General features: G+C 64.7%; 16 protein-coding genes. 7 read left to right on the plus strand and 9 right to left on the minus strand.

Going from position 1 to position 16769, the window contains the following annotated elements; all coding sequences use genetic code 11:
* Positions 1 to 31 precede the first annotated feature (31 nt).
* Genes OVY29_RS10255 through OVY29_RS10265 form a run of 3 tightly spaced genes read right to left on the minus strand, consistent with a single transcriptional unit; the run spans position 32 to position 5731 of the window.
* Positions 32 to 3229 (minus strand): error-prone DNA polymerase, encoded by a 3198-nt coding sequence (locus tag OVY29_RS10255; protein WP_313911251.1) that lies wholly within the window; start codon positions 3227 to 3229, stop codon positions 32 to 34.
* Positions 3226 to 5040: a DUF6504 family protein gene (locus tag OVY29_RS10260; RefSeq protein ID WP_313911252.1), complete on the minus strand. Its 1815-nt coding sequence runs from the start codon at positions 5038 to 5040 to the stop codon at positions 3226 to 3228. Before OVY29_RS10260 ends, OVY29_RS10255 begins: the two co-directional genes overlap by 4 nt.
* The gene (locus OVY29_RS10265) at positions 4949 to 5731 is read right to left on the minus strand and encodes a protein ImuA (protein WP_313911253.1); all 783 of its coding nucleotides are present in this window, start codon (positions 5729 to 5731) and stop codon (positions 4949 to 4951) included. The genes OVY29_RS10260 and OVY29_RS10265 overlap by 92 nt, the downstream gene beginning before the upstream one ends.
* 128 nt (positions 5732 to 5859) lie before the next feature.
* Between OVY29_RS10265 and OVY29_RS10270 the strand changes: the two genes are divergently transcribed.
* Positions 5860 to 6483: a TIGR02281 family clan AA aspartic protease gene (locus OVY29_RS10270; protein ID WP_313911254.1), complete on the plus strand. Its 624-nt coding sequence runs from the start codon at positions 5860 to 5862 to the stop codon at positions 6481 to 6483.
* Between the two features lie 31 nt (positions 6484 to 6514).
* Here the strand turns inward: OVY29_RS10270 and OVY29_RS10275 are convergent, their stop codons facing one another.
* From OVY29_RS10275 to OVY29_RS10290, 4 genes are all read right to left on the minus strand, one after another.
* Complete coding sequence (locus tag OVY29_RS10275) at positions 6515 to 7093, minus strand: hypothetical protein (protein WP_313911255.1); 579 nt, start codon at positions 7091 to 7093, stop codon at positions 6515 to 6517.
* Positions 7094 to 7262: 169 nt separating this feature from the next.
* Entirely contained in the window at positions 7263 to 7757 is a 495-nt protein-coding gene (locus OVY29_RS10280) for a hypothetical protein (RefSeq protein WP_313911256.1), read from the minus strand.
* Positions 7754 to 8200, minus strand: a complete 447-nt coding sequence (locus OVY29_RS10285; protein ID WP_313911257.1) for a DUF1810 domain-containing protein — start codon at positions 8198 to 8200, stop codon at positions 7754 to 7756. Before OVY29_RS10285 ends, OVY29_RS10280 begins: the two co-directional genes overlap by 4 nt.
* A complete protein-coding gene (locus OVY29_RS10290; RefSeq protein ID WP_313911258.1) occupies positions 8197 to 8814 on the minus strand; it encodes an SOS response-associated peptidase in 618 nt (205 codons plus the stop codon). Before OVY29_RS10290 ends, OVY29_RS10285 begins: the two co-directional genes overlap by 4 nt.
* A 55-nt stretch (positions 8815 to 8869) precedes the next feature.
* Here OVY29_RS10290 and OVY29_RS10295 point away from each other — a divergent pair, with 55 nt between their 5' ends.
* From OVY29_RS10295 to OVY29_RS10320, 6 genes are all read left to right on the plus strand, one after another.
* Entirely contained in the window at positions 8870 to 9382 is a 513-nt protein-coding gene (locus tag OVY29_RS10295; RefSeq protein ID WP_313911259.1) for an SOS response-associated peptidase family protein, read from the plus strand.
* Positions 9379 to 9963: an alpha-ketoglutarate-dependent dioxygenase AlkB gene (locus OVY29_RS10300; protein WP_313911260.1), complete on the plus strand. Its 585-nt coding sequence runs from the start codon at positions 9379 to 9381 to the stop codon at positions 9961 to 9963. Before OVY29_RS10295 ends, OVY29_RS10300 begins: the two co-directional genes overlap by 4 nt.
* A gap of 106 nt (positions 9964 to 10069) precedes the next feature.
* Positions 10070 to 11356 (plus strand): DUF6602 domain-containing protein, encoded by a 1287-nt coding sequence (locus OVY29_RS10305; protein WP_313911261.1) that lies wholly within the window; start codon positions 10070 to 10072, stop codon positions 11354 to 11356.
* A 129-nt stretch (positions 11357 to 11485) separates the two neighbouring features.
* Positions 11486 to 12388 (plus strand): endonuclease, encoded by a 903-nt coding sequence (locus OVY29_RS10310; protein ID WP_313911262.1) that lies wholly within the window; start codon positions 11486 to 11488, stop codon positions 12386 to 12388.
* Positions 12389 to 12473: 85 nt separating this feature from the next.
* Positions 12474 to 12854 (plus strand): antitoxin Xre-like helix-turn-helix domain-containing protein, encoded by a 381-nt coding sequence (locus OVY29_RS10315; protein ID WP_313911263.1) that lies wholly within the window; start codon positions 12474 to 12476, stop codon positions 12852 to 12854.
* 4 nt (positions 12855 to 12858) lie between these two features.
* On the plus strand, positions 12859 to 13542 hold the full coding sequence (locus OVY29_RS10320) for an RES family NAD+ phosphorylase (protein WP_313912056.1): 684 nt from the start codon (positions 12859 to 12861) through the stop codon (positions 13540 to 13542).
* A gap of 43 nt (positions 13543 to 13585) precedes the next feature.
* On the opposite strand, the gene OVY29_RS10325 is transcribed toward OVY29_RS10320, so the two are convergent.
* Together OVY29_RS10325 and OVY29_RS10330 are read right to left on the minus strand one after the other, a co-directional pair.
* Entirely contained in the window at positions 13586 to 14857 is a 1272-nt protein-coding gene (locus tag OVY29_RS10325) for an ATP-dependent helicase (RefSeq protein ID WP_313911264.1), read from the minus strand.
* Positions 14854 to 16668, minus strand: coding sequence for an ATP-dependent nuclease (locus OVY29_RS10330; RefSeq protein WP_313911265.1), 1815 nt, complete (start codon positions 16666 to 16668; stop codon positions 14854 to 14856). Before OVY29_RS10330 ends, OVY29_RS10325 begins: the two co-directional genes overlap by 4 nt.
* Between the last annotated feature and the right edge of the window lie 101 nt (positions 16669 to 16769).

Genomic DNA, 16769 nt, shown 5'->3' on the forward strand with positions numbered 1-16769 from the left:
TCGCACCCACAGGAATCCGGGCGGGGCGATGCTAGTGAAAGTCATGGCTTCGGATCCGCAGCGGCGCATCGCGCGAGTCCGGCCCTCCCCCATTGCGCGCGCCGTCCCCCCGCCCCGGCGCTATCGATACATCGCCCTGCGCGATCGTGCGCAGCATCGCGTCATGGTCGATGATCCGGTCGCAGATGATGTGGATGACCTCGCCTTCCTTCTGCAGCCGTCCGCGCATCGCGATCATCGACGCCGACATGACAGACCTCCGATAGATATCGAAACGATCGGGCCAGAGGATGCCGTTCGCGATGCCCGTTTCGTCCTCGATCGTCACGAAGAGCACCCCTTTGGCCGAGCCGGGGCGCTGGCGGACAAGGATGACGCCCGCGACCTCGATATTCCGCCCGTCGCGAATATGCGGGAGGTCCGCGCAGCGGACGATCCCCATGGCATCAAGCTCGTCGCGCAGAAAACTCAGCGGATGCGCGCGCAGCGATAGCTGCAGCGTGCGATAATCCTCCACCACCTCGCGCCCCTCGGTCATCGGCCGGAGCGCGGTCGCGGGTTCGAGCCCCTCGGGCGAGAAGCAGGCCTCGCGGGCATCCGCCGCCGCGAAGAGCGGCAGCGGCGCTTCGCCCAGCCCCCGCACCTTCCAGAGGCCCTGCCGCCTGTCCTCGGACAGGCAGGCAAAGCCGTCGGCCTCGGCGATCCGTTCGATCGCGGCGCGCGGGACGCCCGCGCGCCGCCAAACATCCTCGACGCAGTCGTAGGGCAAATCCCCCCTCGCCCCGACGATCGCAGCGCCATGGATATTGGCGAGCGAGCGCACCTGGCGAAAGCCGAGGCGCACCGCGAGATAGTGCCCTCCACTCTCCTCCAGCGTGCAATCCCAATGGCTGTCGTTGATCGAGACGGGGCGTACCTCGACGCCATGGTTCCGCGCATCGCGGACGATCTGAGCAGGCGCATAGAAGCCCATCGGCTGCGCGTTGAGTAGCGCCGCGGAGAAGACGTCGGGATGGTGATGCTTCATCCAGCAGGATGCGTAAGCGATCTTCGCGAACGAGGCCGCATGGCTCTCGGGAAAGCCGTAGCTTCCGAACCCTTCGATCTGCTTGAAAGTGCGCTCGGCGAAGTCCTTCGGATAACCGCGCTCGACCATGCCGCCGACGAGCTTGTCGTAGAAATGCGATACGCCGCCGGTCAATTTGAAGGTCGCCATGGCCCTCCGCAATTGATCGGCCTCGGCCGGGGTGAAGCCCGCGCCGACGATCGCGACCTTCATCGCCTGCTCCTGGAAGAGCGGGACGCCGAGCGTCTTCTCGAGCACCGCGCGAAGCTCGGGCTTCGGATATTCGGGCTTCTCCTTGCCCTCGCGGCGGCGAAGATAGGGATGGACCATGTCGCCCTGGATCGGGCCGGGGCGGACGATCGCGACCTCGATCACCAGGTCGTAGAAGCATTTGGGCTTGATGCGCGGCAGCATCGACATTTGCGCGCGGCTCTCGATCTGGAAGACGCCCAGCGTGTCGGCCTTCTGGATCATGCCATAGACGGCAGGATCGTCGTCCTGCAGGTCGGCCATGCCGACATCGATGCCCTTATGCTCGCGCAGCAGGTTGAACGCGCGGTTCATGCAGCCGAGCATGCCGAGCCCCAACACGTCGACCTTCATGAACTTGAGGACGTCGATATCGTCCTTGTCCCATTCGATGATCTGCCGGTCTTCCATGCGCGCGGGCTCGATCGGCACGAGGTCGTCGAGCCGCTCTTCGGTCAGCACGAAACCGCCCGGATGCTGCGACAAATGGCGCGGGGTTCCAATCAGTTGGCGCGCGAGATCGAGAGTCAATCTGAGCCGGTGATCGTCGGCATTCAGATTGAGGCTGGCGATCTGTTCGTCGGGAATGCCGTCGACCGACCAGCCCCAGACGAGGCCGGTGAGCATCTTGGTGAGGTCGCGCGGCAGCCCGAGCGCCTTCCCCACCTCGGCCACGGCGCCGCGCGTCCGGTAGCGCGTGACCACGGCGGTCAGCGCCGAGCGATGGCGGCCGTAGGTCTCGTATATCCACTGGATGATTTCCTCGCGCCGCTCATGCTCGAAGTCGACGTCGATATCGGGCGGCTCCTTGCGCTCGCCCGACACGAAGCGCTCGAAGAGCAGCTCGTGCCTGATCGGATCGATCGAGGTCACGCCGAGCAGGAAGCAGACGCAGCTGTTCGCCGCCGAGCCGCGCCCTTGGCACAGGATGCCGCGCCGCCGGCTCTCGGCGACGATCGAATTGACGGTCAGGAAATAGGGCGCGTAACCGAGCTCGCCGATGAGGCGGAGCTCATGATCGATCTGTTTCCGGTAGGCCGGCGGTACGCCGCCCGGAAACATGCGAACCGCGCCTTCCTCGGTGAGCGCGGCGAGCGCCTCCTGGGCGCTCCGCCCCGCCATCACTTCCTCATAAGGATATTGGTAGCGGATCTCGGCGAGGTCGAAGCGGCAGGCCGCGGCGATATCCGCCGTCGCCTGGATCGCGTCGGGAAAGAGCGCGAAGCGTCGTTCCATTTCGGCGGGCGACTTCAGAGCGCGATCCATGAAGCGCTCGCGCCGGAAGCCGAGCGCATCGACGGTGGTTTTCTCGCGGATCGCGGTCAGTACATCCTGCAGCGGGCGGCGCTCGGCTGCATGATAGAGAATGTCGCCGCAGGCAACGCTCCGCACCCCGCCATCGCGCGCCAGGGCGTCGAGCGCGCGCAGCCGCGCGAAGTCGCCGGGCCGCCGCCGGAGCGACAGCGCCAGATAGGCATCGACTCCGAAGACCTCGCGGAGCTCGCCAAGATCGAGGCGCGTCCGCTCGTCGGCCGCGTCGGGCAGAAGAACCGCTACCAGCCCTTCGGCCCAGGCTGCGACATCGGGCCAGTCGAGCCAGCAATTGCCCTTGCCGCCGCGCGCCTTGCCGAGCGACAGCAATCGGGTCAGCCGGGACCAGGCGGCGCGATCCTTCGGGTAGAGCAAGAGCGACCGGCCATCGCGCAGATCGACGCGCGATCCGGGGATCAGCCGGACACCGGTCGCCTCCTGCCCCGAGAGGCCGCGGACCATTCCGGCGACGCTACCGCGATCGCAGAGGCCGAGCGCCGAATGACCGAGCAACGCCGCCGCTGCGAACAGCTCCTCGGGCGCCGACGCCCCCCGCAGGAAGGAGAAATGGCTGGTCGTCTGGAGTTCGACATAGGTCGTCATCCGAACACGCCGTGCATGTACCAGCTCAAATCCCCGGTATTATCCTCCTGCGCATCGCCGCGCCGGAAGAGCCAGAAGCGCTCGCCGCTCTCCGCCTCGACCCGGAAATAGTCGCGTACCGCCCACATCTCGCCGGCCCGCCGCCACCATTCGCCATGGATGCGCTCGGGCCCGTCGCCCGCGACGACGCGGTAGCTCCGCCCGCGCCACGCGAAACGGCGCGGCGGATGATCGGGCAGCAGCGCGACGACGCCCGACAAGGCCTCGGGTCGCCCGAGCATCCGCACCGGACGCGCCCAGGCCGGCCAGCCGGCAGGCTTGGCGAGCGGCCCGGCGCGGCCGATCGCGCGTTCGGGCACGTCGCTTTCGATCGCCGCGAGGCGAAAGAGAGCCGCCTCGCCGGCACGTCCAGCGAGCTGGTCGACGAGCGGCGCGATGTCGGGCGTGCGCTCTCCGCTATCGAGCGGCGACCCGATCGTCTCAGGCGCCAAGGCTTCGACCTGCGGCGCGGCGAGCGTCATCGCCTCGATCCCCAGCCCCGGCTCAATGCGGTCGATGCGGAGCCGGAAAAGCCGCACGAGATGCTTTGCATCGCGCGTCGCCCGCGCCGTCCCGAACGCGACGCGCTGCTCGCGCGCATCGACGCGCTCGCAGCTCAGGATCGCCGTTCGCACACCGAGTCCGCGCCGTTCGAGTTCGGCGACAAGGTCGCCGACCAGATCGGATATGACCTGCTCGATCGCCTCGGCGGTCGCGATCGGCTCGAGCAGCCGCCGGGCCGCGACGGGCGTCTCGAACGGCACGACCGGGACGATCGGCTCGGGCAGATGCCCGCGCGCCTGGTCGAGCCGCTCGACCGCGCCGCGTCCAAGACGCCGCGCCAGCGGCCCGCGGGGCATCGGATAAAGGTCGGCGATCCGCTCGATCCCGAAACGCGCCGCCGAGACAAGCGCCTCCGGCGCGAGCCGGAGCGCGCGAAGCGGCAGCCCCGCAAGCGCCTCCCCCTCCTCCCCTTCCGGCAAGACCAGGGTGGCCGCGCCGCCGAAACGCGCGAGCGCGTGCGCGGCGCCGGGGGTCCCGGCAATCGCGACACGCGCGGTGAAGCCAAGGCGGCGCAGAAAGGATAGGAGCCGCGATGCAAAGCGCGCCTCGCCGCCGAAGAGATGGGTGGTGCCGGTGAGATCGAGCCAGAGCCCGTCGGAGCCCGACACGGCGGCGGTCGGCGTCCAGTGGCGCACCGCATGCAGCGCCAGCCGGTCCAGCCACGCGGCATCCGCGTCGGGCGCCGCATCATATATATCGAGATCGGTCACGAGCGCGCGCGCATGCGCCGCTGCCATGCCCGGCGCGAGACCGAGTTCGAGCGCGATCGGGCACGCGGCGGTGACGAGGTCGCGCTGCCCGGTGCGCGCGACGAGGATCGTCGGCCGCGCCCCCCAAAGGACCGGAACCGGAGGCAAGCCCGCCGGGGCGCTTCCATCGTCGCTGCGCGCCATGCGAAAGACCGGCGCCGCAGCCTCGCTCCGCCGCCCAAGCTCGCGCATCGGCGGCCGCTGGTGCGCGGGCAGCGCGTCGATCGCGGCGCGGTCGGGCCGTGCATGCGCCGACGTGTCCTGGGCCCAGCGCGCGCCGGGTCGCCAGCCGCCGCCCCGCGGTACCGAACAGGCACCGGGATTGTCGTCGACGGGTTCGGGGAAGCGCGGCGCGAGCCGCGCGGGCTCAGGCGGCGTGGCCGAGCGCGAGATCGGCGCCGCCCGCCGCAATCGCTCGATCGCGAGTTGCGGCAGGAAGAGCGAGGCGACCCTGGTCATCGCACGCCTCCAGTTCGAGGGAGAAAGGCGGCCCGCCGCGCTGGCGCACAAGCTCGATCGACCAGCGCCCGCGCCCGACGCCCGGCGTCGCGAGCGGCGCCGATGCGAGGCTCCCGACCCGCCAGCGCGTGCACGCCAGTGAGAGATCGGTGAGCGGGCATTGGCCGTAGCGCCGGTAGCGCCGGTAGAGCAGCATCGGCGTCTTGCCTTCGGAGGCTGCGAGCTGCAGCCGGCGCGTCGCGGTCTGGTCGGCCGCTTTGACCTCGGCGACGACGCAGGCCAGCGCGCCGTCGCGTAGCGCGTCCTCGCACATGGCGAGAAGTTCGCGGTCATTGCTGCCCTGCGCATAGAGGATGCGATCGGGCCCGAGCCCCGCCTGTTCGAGACCGGGCGCATAAAGATCGAAGCGCGTGAGCGCCCATAGCGCCGACAGGCCCGGCGCCGCGAAGCGCGCGGCGATCCCGGCTGCGAACAGGGTGGCGGCCGCATCGTCGCTCCAGCTTGCCGATGCCGCCGCGACTTCATGGAGGCCCGCACCGTCGAGCCCGCCGCCCGCGAGCAGATGATCGAGCGGCCCGACGCCAAAGGGCAGCACCGGCCCGCGCTCCGACGCGACGCGCGCCACCGCGTCGCGAAGCGCTTGAAGCTCCCCGGCGCTCGGCCGGGGCTGCGATAAAGGCGGTGCGGTCATATCGGGTTCGACTCAAATGTTCCCTATATGTTCCACCCTAGCGGAACGCCCGTCAAGCGACCTGCGGCAGGCGGCTGTGGATCATTCAGCGCCGCGACACCTTCATGCCTGTAAAGCGGGGCTATTTTATGCCGACCCCTACCGACCTCACCCCCCATATTTCGGGAAACCAGCTTGCGATCTACGCGATCGGGGCCGCGCTGATTCTCGTCATCCTGTTCAAAATCCCCTATGTGGGCCGCGTCATCCGCGGGCTTTTCTCGTTCGCGCTCCTCGCCTTCGGCATCTATCTGGTCCTCCAGCAGGCGCCATTCGATCCCAATCTATCGCGGATCACCGCGAGCCTCGGCCTCGACAGCCAGCAGGTCGTCGGCAAGGAGGTGCGCATCCCGATGGCCCGCGACGGCCATTTCTGGGCAGACGTCGAACTGAACGGCACGAAGCGGCGCATGCTTGTCGACAGCGGCGCGACTATCACTGCTCTATCGTCCACGACGGCCTCCGAGGCCGGGGTAAAGACCGATACGACGCTGTTTCCGCTGCTCATGCAGACGGCGAACGGGACAGTCCGCGCCGATGCCGGCACTGTGGAAAGCCTCAAGGTCGGCGGTATCGAAGCGACGAAGTTCAAGATCGTCGTCTCACCGGGAATGGGGAATACCGACGTTCTGGGCATGAACTTCCTGTCACGGCTCCAGTCATGGCGGGTGGACGGAAGGACGTTGATCCTCGAGCCGAAAGCGAAGGGCTAGAGGCTGGAAATCGAGCGCTTGCGCCGTCCGGTCAATCAACCCGCTCGCGCCGCCGGTCATCGGGACCAAAACCAAGTTCGGACCAGACCTCCTCACTCGCCGATTCAGCCATCTGGCGCGCCTTGGCGCGCACGGCGGGGTCCTGAAGCAACTGTTCGCGGGGACCGGCGATGCTCGGACCGGAGAGAATAGCGTAGAACAGCCGGTAGAGATCGCGCGCCCGCTCCGCCTCGGCGATCGCTTCCTCGAAATCCACCTTCCGATAGACCAAGATTTGGGTATCATCGATCGGCATCGGCCGGATCACGCCGCGGCCGTCGGGAAGCTCGATAACCCGCTGCCTGCGGCTGATATTGTGATGGACGATGATCTTAGGATGCGTCAGCAGGATCGCATCGGCCAGTTCGCTGCAATGTCCCCAGACCCGATGCGCAAAATGATTGCGAGTCTCACGCCAGGGCTCAACCACCGAGGTAATCGCTCGCAACAAGATTTCCTGCCAGGCAGGGAGCGCCTCGCGCGCGGCCGCCTTGAGGGCGCTCTTCTGCCCGCCCGAATTGACCAGCGACAGATACATCGCCGTTCCGACCGCAATGTCGGCCTTCAGCATGCGGCTCAGGATCGACGCGATATCGCCATCGGTATGGGCCCAAAGCGCTATCACATAAGCGACGTCGGTCGCGAACGGAGACGTTCGCAGCACGCCTGCCGCAAAGGTCAGCTGACCATCTGGCGAAACCTCGGATAAAGGCTGCGGCATAGCGTTCTCGCTCCCGAAGTCAGAAGGCCAGCCCGAGTTCCTCGAGCGCGATCGCCTCGAGATCGGGAACGGCGCGTGCAACGACGGCCGCGGCGTCGGCGGCTTGCTCGGGTGGAGCAAGTCCGGGACCGTCCGTGTCGCGCATGTCTTTCAGATATTGTTCGAAACGCGCAATGAAGCGAGGGGACAGCAAGAGACGCTGCGCATGATAGGCGAACCGCGCCGCCTGCAAATGCTCGCTCATCTCCCGGCTAGCGCGCCTCACATGGTCGCCTTCGTCATATCCATGCGGGTCCTCGCGGTATCCCTCGTCAATAACTTGAAGGATTGCGCGCCCGCGCTCGAGGCTGCCTACGATGGTCGTATAGGCCTCCCGGCGAAGTTCCCACGAGCGATCACGCCGATACTTCTTCCGCTCGCTGCGCTGAATAAGCCAAGTCGAGACGACCGACAGCAGGCCGCCGATGAGCGCGCCGCCAAGGCCGATCAGGGCGACTTGAAGTTCGATCGTCATGCGCTTTTGGTGCCTAGCAATGCCCGCTCGAGACGCTCAAGCGTGCGTTGGTCTCGCACACCCGCGAACCAGCGGTCGAGCGCCGCTCCGAACAGTGGCCTGGGATCGGCTGCTTCGAACAGCGTCAACGACGAGCAAAGTTTCACGGCGTCGACCTCGCCGAAGACCGCGACCGGATCATGACCGATCAAATCCTGAAGCGCCGAAACGCACTCGACATAGCGCGGCCCAAGAAGTGGGTGCTTCAGATAGGCCCGCGCCTCTTCAAGACCCGAGATCGCGAACCGCTGCGCCATCGCACTTCGCCCAAGTCCGGCGACTTGCGGAAAGACGAACCACATCCAGTGCGAACTTTTCGCACCGCGGCCGATCTCGGCGAGCGCACGCGGATAAATCTGCTCCTGCGCGGCGACAAAGCGCTCGAGCCCATCGATCTCGTTCATAGCGCAAGCGCTCCCTGCGCCGGCGGCTTGCCATAAACCTGGGTCACTTCGAGGCTACCTTCGGGGAGCCATTTCAATATATCCGCGGCGGGCACGCGCGGATCGAGCCAGGCGGCCCACTGCTCCCGCGCGAGCGGGATGATCTGGCGATGATGATAGGGTGCGATATCGGGGCCTGCGTCCATCGTCAGCAGGCTGAAGGATTCGCCGACATGGGCATCGCGCCAGATGCCCGCCATGCAGAACCAGCGATGATCCTTCATCGTGAAGAGCCATTTATCGAGGCGCTTCTGCGCCGGATCCGTGGGATCGGTGAATTCGTAAAAGCCGTCGCACAGAACGAGGCAACGCTGCGCGCCGAGGTCGCGGCCCTCGGACCGGACATTGTAGACCGGCTTGCCACCCTGCCCCGGCCAGCTCCAGCGCCGGTTGACGAGCTCGCCGATCGCGGCGCCGTCGCTCGCTTTCACGATCGGCGCCATGTCGGTGATTCGCACATCCTCGCGCGCCGGCACGTTCGGCGCGCCCTCGGGCATCTTGATCTTGATCTGGAGGTCGTCGAAATCCTCAGCGATCGAGGCGATGTCGACTTCCAGCCTGTAATCATTGCACATTCGCGAGCATCCCCTTGCCCTTGCGACTCATCATCGTTCCCATTATGTTCCACATATGGGTATGGCGCCAACCCCTTTCGATCCCGATGCCCCGGACGGTGGACGCCGTGCGCTCATAAGGCGCAATCCCGAGGATGAAAATGAAGTCGAGATGGTCGAGGCGGTCTGGGGAAGCGATCCGCGCTTCTCGGACGGCATCAACTATCGTTTCGTCCGCTCCGAAGGCCGCGCCTTCCCCAAGCGCCGCTGCCTGATTCCTGCGTCCGAGTTTCGCATGGGAACCGGCGATCACCGCTACCGGGTGACGCTCGACAGCGGCAATTTCTTCTACCTCGCCGCCATCTGGGATCCCCCGCTCGCCGACTGGCCGCTCTCGTACCGCATTCTCACCATCCCGGCGGGTGCCGACGTGATCCCCTATCAATCGCGGCACGGCGTCATCGTCCATCGCCGCGATGTCATGCACTGGCTCGACGGCACGCTGCCGAACGAGACATTGTTCGAGGAGCCCCCGCGCCACACGCTCTTTGTCGAGCCGCTGCGGGCGCAAGCCGCGCTGCCGCTGTGAGCCGGGGCGCCGCGGCGCGGCGCGGCGCGCAACCGGACCTCTTCGCCCCTCCCCTGCTTCCCGGCCTCGCCTACCGCGACAATGTCGTTACGGAAACCGAAGAAGCTGCGCTGATCGAGCGCATCGAAGCTGCCCAGCTCACCCCCTTCCAGTTCCAGCAATGGGAAGGCAAGAGGCTGACCCGGTCGTTCGGCTGGACCTATGATTTCCAGACGGGCCGCTTCGCGCCCGGCGACCCGCTCCCGGACTGGCTCGACGATATTCGCGCCCGCGCCGCCCGGTTCGCCGGCATCGATACGCAAGCGCTCGAACAGGCTCTCCTCATCCAATATGGCATCGGAGCCGGCATCGGCTGGCACAAGGACCGGCCGGTCTTCGAGCATGTCATCGGCATTTCGCTGGGCGCCCCCGCCACCATGCGCTTCCGCCGACGCAATAGCTCCGGCTTCGAGCGCGCGAGCGCCGAGCTCGCCGCGCGGTCGATCTATCATATGGACGGCGAGGTCCGTAACGACTGGGAACATAGCATCGCCGCGATGGACGAGCCGCGGTGGTCGGTTACATTGCGAAGTCTGCGCTAGAAAGCACCCTATCTGCCGCAGGCGCTGGCCGCAGAGTGGCCAATCGACAAGATAAATATGGCGCCGCCTCGAATGCATATGCCATCATCTGCCGATGATCCGATCCTTGGGCGACCTTCTTGAAGCATTACGGTCCGCGGAGGCGGAGCAACTCGACGCAAGCGATATCACACATCCGCCAACAATTGGGGCGATGTACGAAGGGCTAACGCGCCAGTTGCTCGAAGTGGCAATTCCGTCCCACCTTGACCTCAGGATCGTGCGCGGTTTCGCAATCGACGGGTTTGGGGCGCGGAGCGGCGAAATCGATTGTATGCTTGTGCGGGGCGCAGGGACGCCGGTTCCATACGTCGACGGCATGTTCGAATGGAACGTCCGAGATGTACTTGCCGTGATTGAGGTGAAAAAGAAGCTGTTCGGAGGCGAACTCGCCGACGCCTATGACCAGCTAAGGGGGGTTGCCGCCGTAACAAGCTCCTGGCTGAGAGGCGCAAGCGGCCCGGCAAATTTCAGCTTGGAGGCCTCGATGCGCCGCTACGCAGAGTGTGTCGGCGAGTTGCTCCCCGCTGAATGGGCGAAGATGGACCGCGCGAAGCATTTAATCTGGCATAGTATCATGTTCGATCAGATCGCGCCTGTTCGGATCATGCTCGGCTACGGCGGATACGCAACCGAGTCCGGGCTACGGCGCGGGTTTGAGCAATTTCTTGCGGACCGACTTCAACAACATGGGCATGGCCCGGCGTCGCTGCCGAACCTGATCGTGACAGACGGTGCAGCTTTGGTGAAGCTCAGCGGCCATCCCTATTGCTCTCCCGTCTCACCGAACGGATGGTGGCCGATCATGGCCAGTTCGCACGTGAATCCGACCCTGTTCATCCTGGAGCATCTTTGGACGCGTATTTCTTATCTCAGCCCAACTCCAGAATTGTTCGGCGACGATCTTGAGATCGAAAAGCTCTCGCTGCTCATCAGTGCAAAGCCCCATAAGATTGCCGAGCCTGAAAAGTGGGGCTGGCAATATGAAGTGCTGCAGGCAAAGCCGGCAGATCTTGCTGCGGGCCCGGAACACCGGCCATGGCAGCCGGTCGAGCTCGACCCTATTCAGGCGGTCGTGATCCGGCAGCTCTGCAGAGAAGACATCAACACCCGCGATCGCGAATTGATCGAATTTCTGAAGAGCGAAGACCGTGATCCGGAGAAATTTTTCCAGGCACTCATCGAAACGACCCTAGTTGCCCGCGATGGCGAAAATCTCGTGCTGACGACCGTTAAGCTTGAGATGGCAATGTTGCCCGATGGGCGCGACGTCGCGGCCGATAACAATACAGGCCGCCTGACGCGCTGGGTCCATCGGTTCATGACCGATTGGAGCGCTCGCGACGATGGTTGAAAATCGCCATTGCCTCTCGCTATGGCAGCATGATCTCATATCCGATCGGGGCCGATCGGAAGCCACAAGACGGTGACGACGTCGTCAGTGGGAATTGATGCGGGATCGAGGACAGTGCAGAGATATAAGATGTTTTTACGCCTCGCATTGCTCGCTCCGCTTATATTCTTAGCTGCCTGTGTCCAGTCGAACGGTGGCACCGGCCTTTCGCCGCCTTCCACCGCTACGCTCAGAATATCGAGCTGGAACGTCGAATTCCTCGCCGAGAAGGACGGCACGGGATGCGAGCCTCGCGCGCCCGAGGATTATGCCGCCATGCGGCGGATCTCCGACGGCCTCGACGCCGATGTCATCGCCTTCCAGGAGGCCGAGAATGTAACCGCGGCAATCCGTGTCTTCGATCCAGCGCGCTATACGATCGTGATGGAAGAGCGGGCGGGCGCCCCGAGCGGCACCTGCGGCGGCAAGCATCCCGAAGCGCAGGTCATCCGCCAGGCGGTCGGGTTCGCCGTCCGCAAGGGCATCGACTTCGAGCGCCACCCCGATGTCACCACGTTGATGCTCGGCAATCCCCAGCTCCGCTCGGGCGTCGACATCACCCTGCGGCCGAAGGGCAAGGCGGCGATCCGCCTGCTCGGCATCCATCTCAAATCGGGCTGCTTCGCCGGGAGCGAGGCCAAGGCCTGCCCGGTGTTGCTCGATCAGATCCCGGCGCTCGAAGCCTGGATCGATGCGGCCGCACGCGGCCCCGACCGGTTCGTGGTGCTGGGCGACTGGAACCGTCGCCTCGCCCTTCCCGGCGACGCCGTCTCGCAGGATATCGACGATGCGGAGCCCGCCAATGCCGATCTCCATCTGGCCGATGAAGGCAAGGCGCCCGGCTGCGACCCGCGCTACGACAGCTTCATCGACCATATCGTGCTCGACAAGCGCGCGGCCGCCGATCTCAGCGGCTTCTCCGAGACACTCTATGCGTCTGGCCAGAAGCATTATTCGGACCACTGCCCCGTCGCCGTGACGCTCCGTCGCTGAGCGAACTCGGAACGACGTTTCTTTTCGGAACTAAACTTGATATTAGTCCATTTAAGGAACATATAGGGCTTCGAAGGAGGCCATTATGGCGATGGCGGCAAAATCACTGGATCGCAAGGAGCTGACGGGGCCTGCGCTCCGCACATTCTTCAACATCGCCGAGGCATGGGATCTCAGCGAGGTTGAACAGATGCGTCTCCTCGGCCTCGACAGCCGCTCGACCTTTCACAACTGGAAGCGCGGCGATGTCGCGGCGCTCAGCAAGGACGCGCTCGAACGCATTTCCTATGTGATGGGCATCTACAAGGGTCTCCAGATCCTCGTGCCCAAGACCGCCGACGAATGGGTGCGCAAACCGAACAGGGCGAGCCTCTTCGGCGGCAAACCCGCGATCGACCGCATGGCGTCGGGCAATGTCGCCGATCTCTATGTCGTTCGCCAATATATCGACGGCCAGCGCGGCTGATCCCTTGGACATCCCCGTTACCGCCACGAGCTGGGCGCCCTGCTATCGCATCATCCCGAGCCGCTTCCCGCCCGTCGGCCTGTTCGACAAGGTCGCCGATCCGGCCGACCTCGAGGCGGTGTTCCTGATCGAGGCGATGACCAACGACCGTCTCCGCGACGAGGCGGGCGATCTTTCGCTCGTGCCGCCCGAAGACCGCGTCGCCGGGCCGGGCACGACACCGATCATGGCGGCCTTCACCCATCTCAACACCGAAGGCAGCCGCTTTACGGACGGCAGCTTCGGCGTTTTCTACGCCGGGCTGACCATCGAGACCGCGATCGCCGAGACCAAACATCACCGCATCAATTTTCTCGCAGCAACCGACGAGCCCGCGCAGGAGATCGACATGCGCGTCTACGCCGCCGATCTCACCGCCGACCTCCACGACATCCGCGGCCACAAGGACAGCCACGCTCACCTGTACGACCCCGACAACTACGCCCATTCACAAGGTTTCGCGGCCGAGGTGCGCGAGGCCGGGTCCGATGGCATCCGCTACCGCAGCGTCCGCCACGAAGGCGGCGAATGCGCCGCCGCCTTCCGGCCGCGCCTGCTCGCGAACTGCCGGCAGGAACGGCATCTCTGCTATGTCTGGGACGGCGAGACGATCGGCACGGTCTACGAAAAAAAGAACTTCGAGACCTGACGTCCCCGAACTCGATTGCCCATCCAGGTATGACGAAAGCGAGTCAAGGATATGCGAAAGGTGGCGAGGCTAGAATATTCTGAGACTGGACGATAACGTTGCACCATCGCCGGGCCCGCGTGACGGCATTGTAAAGCAGGCGGCGTTTCTGCTCCGCATCGCCGCCGACCTGATAGGGCCAGAAGACGACGACGCCGTCAAATTCCCTGTTTTTGGCCTGCTGCACAGTCATAGCGAGAAAATCTCGAGCGTCGGTACGACCATGCTGGCGCTGGAAAGTCACACTTCGCGCGATGACGCGCTCGATGTCCGCCCGAGCGAACTCGGCGCGTCCGAGAGCATCGACCTGCCTCTTGGCCCAAAAAAGGGCCGCGCGTGCCGGCCCCGATGACGGCAATGCGCGCAGGGCCTGCAGCGTGGCGGCGGCGTCAGCGATGTCCGGCAAGTCGAGTGCAGCGATGATGGTTCCGGCCATATCCAGGTCAGTTCCTTCCCAACGGATAGCGAAAGGACCATTACCCTGCTGTCCAATCGCTCCCTGTCCAACGCGCGTCACCGCACGCTGCGCATAGCCGCCTTGAACGGCCGGAGTGATGACGGCGACATCGCCGCCCTGTCGCCAGGCAATGGCATTCGCGAGCATGGTAGCCGCCAGCGGATCGCCGGAGCCGGTCAAGATTTTAAACCCGTGGCCATTCACAGGTGCTTCGCCATTGCGAATAGCTGTTGCAGCCGTAAGCAATCCCGCGCGGTTCGTCCGATGGACATGATGAAGTGCTTCGGGCTCGCAGGCATCGTCGAGCCAAGTCACGAACGGATTGGGTCTCAATGTCTGGTCAAGGCATTGAAATTCGTCCGCAGCAGCGAGCAATTCGACTTGTTGCGATAAGGCGACAAGCATTCGCATCCGCTGAGGTCCAAGGTCCTGGCCTTCGTCGATCAAAATGATTGGAAAGCTCGATGCGACCCAGTTCGCAACCACGGGCTGCTCGAGCAATATACCAGCAGCGTTGCACACGGCATTGAACTGCTCTTCCGTCAGGGGCGGTAAGTCCAAGGCGCTGGCGAGCCCGCGCCAACGCCTTGCGATGCGCCATGCGAAGCTATCGATCGTCGTACATTCGACTTGTCCGCCCAGTCCAGCGACGCCCCGCAAGCGATCGGCGAGGCGCCGCCGAGCACCATGCATAAAGGTAAGCGCTAGAACCCGCTGTCCCTCTCCGAGCGGATGGGCATTCAGCGTGTCCGCAAGCATCGCCATCAGGCGGTGCGTCTTGCCGCACCCGGCGCCGCCCTGAACGGCGCGAACCGTCAAGGCTGGAACACCTTGATCGACGGAGCCTCCGGGTCGGCAACGAAGCGCGGCGTCACCTCTCCCGAAACTGTGGCGGCGATAGCGTTCAGCAAGTCGCGCGCCCGCGAACGACAGGCATCGGTCGCTCCAATTGCATCCGCAATCTCCTCATAGGCCGAGCTGTCCTTTTTGAGGCCGCCGGCCGCCCGATTTTCGGATTTAAGCCGTCCGACCAGATCGGCTACGTTGGCGGGTGCGGAATCGAGCTGCATCGCAGCGAGGCATGGCGCGGCATCGGCTTCAACGATCCAGCCGATCGCATCCTCGAGCGTCGCCCCATTATTCCAACGCAGAATGATGCCTGAATTCGGCGCGCCGGCGGCGGCAAGGGCATTCGCATAGCCTACGCCTTCATCGTCGCCGTCCACCAGAGCAACGACACGCGGATGAAGTCCTGCGATGGCGTTCGTGGTCGCGCTTACCGCGCCATCATGGGTCGGGATCACGCCAACGAGCGAATCAAAACCGCATTCCTGATTGTCGTTCCAACCTTGCTTCAGGTCGACGCTCCGTACGAGCAGCGCCAGCCATTCGAAGTCGGTGCGCCCTTCGGGAACGAGCACATGGTCGTGCATAATCGCGCCGATCGTCTCGACCCGGTTGACCTGGAACAATTTGCGTATGCTGTTGGGCGTGTTCGCCGGCAAGGCGGAAGCAAGGAGCGGCGCGGAGGAGAGCGCGCCGTCGTCGTTTCGAAGTATGCAAACGCCGCAAGGGTCGGCCATCGAAGCCACCATTGGCGAGTGTGTCGAAACAAAGGTCTGGCTCGATAGGGCCTGAATGCGCCGGACGAGACGACGCTGCAATGCTGGGGGAACGTGAAGTTCCGGCTCTTCGAGAGCCATCCAAAACCCCTCCCCCGCCTCATCGCGGAGGCGGCCGAACTGAAGAAGCAGCAGCAGATGCTGAAGAGACAGCAGGCCACTACCGTGGCGCTTGGCGGGCAGAGCCAGCGGCGCGCCATTATGTGCATAGTGCGGCATCACCGCGTCTAGGAGGCCTTCGCTGTCCGTCGCCGTGACCCGGAGATGGAGCGTCGGGGCACTGCGAAAGAAGCCACGAAGCTCATCGTCTAGGCGGCCGACAATTGGCGCAAGCCGTTCGTCCTGCTCGAGCCGGTCGGCAGGCGCGCGGAGCCGGTCGCGTTCGCTGAGCACCGATTCGGAGGGCTGGCCGCCCCCGGCTGCCACCACTTTGCGAAAAAGTTCCGACCCGAAAGATATGGTCCGGTCCCAAGTCCGGCTTGCCGGAACGAGAAAGAAGCCCATTTCGCGAACAAGCCGGGCCGGGAAGAGGATCGCACTTTCCTCGACGAAAACATCGCCCATTGCTTCATCGTCATAGAAATAGCGGATGGTTTCGACCTCGAGGCCCGGCCGATGAAAGCGCGCCGAGAATGCGACCTGGCATGCGAGACGCCAGCCCGGATGGTCCCTGGTGGGCCGCACATTTCCTGTTGCCGCATCATACCATTTGACGACGCCACGATCGTCACGAAACCAATCCAGATGATGCGCCGGGTCATCGTCATCAAAGCCGGTGATCGTCGCGACCAGCCTTATTCGATCCGCGGCGGCTGGATCGCTTCCGTGAAAGTCGTGCTCGGTGAGCTGACGGACCATTCGCTCGCGACCAAATAGCAGCGCAAGCGCTTCGATGACGGTCGTTTTCCCGCAATTATTGGGACCCACCAAAACCGTATGTTCGGCAAAATGGACGCAACCGTCGCGGATCCCGCGAAAGTTGCTGATTTCCAGTTTCGAAATCTGCATGCCGCCCCCACTACATAAACCCCGGATACTCGGGCGAGATCAGAAACAACGCAAGTACCGCCCGAAGGGCAACAAGAATTAACGCACTCTTGGCGAGCCCG

The organism is Sphingopyxis sp. SE2, assembly GCF_032227185.1.
In the GTDB taxonomy this organism is placed as follows: domain Bacteria; phylum Pseudomonadota; class Alphaproteobacteria; order Sphingomonadales; family Sphingomonadaceae; genus Sphingopyxis.

What these genes read in the sequence shown, in the direction of transcription:
- OVY29_RS10315 (WP_313911263.1), top strand. Translation starts at nt 12,474, where the DNA reads ATGGCGATGGCGGCAAAATCACTGGATCGCAAGGAGCTGACGGGGCCT.
- OVY29_RS10270 (WP_313911254.1), top strand. Translation starts at nt 5,860, where the DNA reads ATGCCGACCCCTACCGACCTCACCCCCCATATTTCGGGAAACCAGCTT.
- OVY29_RS10310 (WP_313911262.1), top strand. Translation starts at nt 11,486, where the DNA reads ATGTTTTTACGCCTCGCATTGCTCGCTCCGCTTATATTCTTAGCTGCC.
- OVY29_RS10290 (WP_313911258.1), bottom strand. Translation starts at nt 8,814, where the DNA reads ATGTGCAATGATTACAGGCTGGAAGTCGACATCGCCTCGATCGCTGAG.
- OVY29_RS10275 (WP_313911255.1), bottom strand. Translation starts at nt 7,093, where the DNA reads ATGCTGAAGGCCGACATTGCGGTCGGAACGGCGATGTATCTGTCGCTG.
- OVY29_RS10295 (WP_313911259.1), top strand. Translation starts at nt 8,870, where the DNA reads ATGGGTATGGCGCCAACCCCTTTCGATCCCGATGCCCCGGACGGTGGA.
- OVY29_RS10285 (WP_313911257.1), bottom strand. Translation starts at nt 8,200, where the DNA reads ATGAACGAGATCGATGGGCTCGAGCGCTTTGTCGCCGCGCAGGAGCAG.
- OVY29_RS10330 (WP_313911265.1), bottom strand. Translation starts at nt 16,668, where the DNA reads ATGCAGATTTCGAAACTGGAAATCAGCAACTTTCGCGGGATCCGCGAC.
- OVY29_RS10280 (WP_313911256.1), bottom strand. Translation starts at nt 7,757, where the DNA reads ATGACGATCGAACTTCAAGTCGCCCTGATCGGCCTTGGCGGCGCGCTC.
- OVY29_RS10260 (WP_313911252.1), bottom strand. Translation starts at nt 5,040, where the DNA reads ATGACCAGGGTCGCCTCGCTCTTCCTGCCGCAACTCGCGATCGAGCGA.
- OVY29_RS10255 (WP_313911251.1), bottom strand. Translation starts at nt 3,229, where the DNA reads ATGACGACCTATGTCGAACTCCAGACGACCAGCCATTTCTCCTTCCTG.
- OVY29_RS10265 (WP_313911253.1), bottom strand. Translation starts at nt 5,731, where the DNA reads ATGACCGCACCGCCTTTATCGCAGCCCCGGCCGAGCGCCGGGGAGCTT.